Annotated in this window: 2 protein-coding genes; both read left to right on the forward strand. The window is 73.2% G+C overall.

Annotation, left to right across the window (positions count from 1 at the left end):
* Nucleotides 1-1,708, forward strand: a 1,708-nt coding sequence (locus RT309_RS14725) for a transglutaminase domain-containing protein (protein WP_313358238.1), incomplete at its 5' end; no start/stop codon positions are given.
* Nucleotides 1,705-2,523 (forward strand): DUF5684 domain-containing protein (locus RT309_RS14730; RefSeq protein ID WP_313358240.1); only part of this gene is annotated, 819 nt, incomplete at its 3' end. The genes RT309_RS14725 and RT309_RS14730, both read left to right, overlap by 4 nt.

Consider the following 2,523-nt stretch of genomic DNA (forward strand, 5'->3'; position numbering starts at 1 on the left):
CGATGCGGTCGAGCCGATGATCGTCGTGCGCGAGCAGCCCAGCCCGCTCGCCTCGTACCGGTCATGGTTCGCCGGCGATCGCCTCGACGCGACCGTGCTGAGCGTCGACGGCGACGCGGGAGCGATCGATCGCATCCGGCTGGTGACGCTCGACCGGTACGACGGTCAGGACTTCCACGTCTCACCCGAGGCCCGCTTCAGCCGGCTGCCGCGCACCGGCGCGCCGGGCCCGGGCAGGTCCCAGCTGGAGATCACGATCGGCGACGCGTACCGCGGCATCTGGATGCCGGTGCCGGGCGCCCTCGTCGCGGCACCGCAGTTCGCGGGCGCGCGGGCAGACGCGCTGGCTGACGGCTTCCACATCGACGACGGCGGCGACACGGCCATCACGATCGCCGACGCGCCCGGCGGCGGCAGGGGACTGGCGCCCGGAGATCGCTACACCGTGCTCGCGGAGACCGCCGCCGGAGATCGTGGCGGGTTCTCGGCGGCACAGGGCGGCGAGTCGCTGCTGGATGCGCAGGCGCACCCCGAGCTCGTCGACTGGGCGCAGCTTCAGGAGCTGCCGCGCACCGGTGCCGGGTATCTCGAGCTGATCGACCGCCTGCGCTCGCGCGGCTACCTCAGCCACGCGCTGCTCGACGACGCGGCTGCCGCCGGGTGGATCACCGATCTGAAGTCGGAGGGGTACTCCTTCGCAGCCAGCTACGCGGGGCATTCCTCGGCTCGCGTCGAGGAGGTGTTCGCCTCCCTTCGCCGGCAGGAGGCTAAGGTCGGCTCGGACGCCCCGCCCGAGATGCTCGTATCGGCGGTCGGCGACGACGAGCAGTTCGCCGCAGCCGCGGCCCTGCTGGCCCGGTACTGGGGCCTCGAGTCGCGGGTCGCCATCGGTGCGCGCCTGGCCGCCGCCGACGAGGTGCCCGGCATCGCCCCGTGCACCGATGTGTGCACCGGCGCCAGCATGAGCGCCTGGGTCGAGGTGCGCGCACCCGGAGCCGAGTGGGTCGCCGTCGACGTCACACCGCAGTTCGCGCTGCTGCCCAGCACGATCACCGAGGGCGAGCAGCTTCCCGAGCATCCGACGATCCCCGAGCAGCCCCGCAGCGAGGCTCTCGACCCACCCCCGGCGCAGAACGACTCGCAAGCCGATGCGGCGCCGCTCGAGCAGAGCGACTCGCCGCTGCTCGGCGGGTTCCTGCCCGTGGTCCGCACGGTCGCGATCAGCCTCCTCGCGGTGCTGCTGCTCACGCTGCCCCTGCTGACCCTGCTCATCGCGAAGGCGATGCGCCGGCGCGCTCGCCGCACCGCCGACGATGCCGAGCTCGGTCTCGTCGGCGCCTGGGAGGAGCTGATCGACCTCTACGTCGACAACGGCGTCGCGGTCCCGACTGACGGCACGCGCGTGCAGCGTGCCCGGTCCGCGGGACGGCCGGCGGCCGAAGAGCTCGCCCGACTCGTCGACACCGCCGTCTTCGCACCGCATCCGCCTGCCGACGCCGACGCCGCGAGCGCGTGGGCGATCGTCGACCGTGAGCGGTCGGAGATCGAACGGGCCACCGGACGGTGGCAGCGGCTTCGCAGCCGTCTGCGCATGCGGTCGCTGCTCGAGCGGATCCGGCCGCGCCGAGGGTCCGTGCTTTCGGTTCGCAGGCCGGTGCTCGATACGCTCACAGTGGCCGGCGCACGCCGGCAGGAGGAGGACGCATGATTGCGCTCGCAGACCCGCGCTCGTTCGAGACGGCGGCCGGGCCGGGAATGCCGTTGCCGACGATCCTCGTGATCGGCATCGCTCTCGTCGTCGGCCTGGGCTGCTACCTCTGGTACGCGATCGCCCTGTCGAAGCTGTTCGCGCGGCTGGGCGAGGAGGGCTGGAAGGGCTGGATCCCCGTCCTCAACGAGGCGACGATCCTCACGCTCGGCGGCAAGCCCGCCTGGAACGCCGTGCTGCTGTTCATCCCGATCGTGCAGCTGTACGGGCTGTACGTGAAGATCGTCGCGGTGCACCGCATCAACAGGCGATTCGACCGCGGAGCCGGCCTGACCGTGCTGGCCGTGCTGCTCCCCCCGGCCTGGGCCACCGTGCTGGTCGTCGGGCCGCTGCCCTACCCCGAAGGCGATCGGCTGGCAGGGATCCGCCCCGGTCCTCTGCGCAAGCCAGCGGATGCCGGAGCCGCTGATTCGCACGGATTCCTGGCGCCGCCGATCCTGCCGCCCGGGTCGGTCGCCCCTCCCGCACCCACCTACAGCGGGGGTGGTGGGACTGTGCCGGGCGTCTCCGCGGCGCCCGCTCATGCGGCGTCCTCGGTCGTCCCGCCTCTTGCTCCTCCCCTCGAACCCGCTCCGGCGGCTGGCGCGGCCGGCACAGCTGCCACGGCTGGTCGGCCTGCGGCGCCTGAGCAGGTCGGCGGCTCGGCGCCTCTGATCGAGTCGGTTCCGTGGACGTCCGGGCAGCCGGGGGTCACGGCACCCGCCCCGCCGCCTCCTGCGGCAGCGCGGGGGGCGCCTCACCGGAGGTTCGATCCC

It is taken from the genome of Microbacterium sp. (genome assembly GCF_032084865.1).
Taxonomy (GTDB): domain Bacteria; phylum Actinomycetota; class Actinomycetes; order Actinomycetales; family Microbacteriaceae; genus Microbacterium.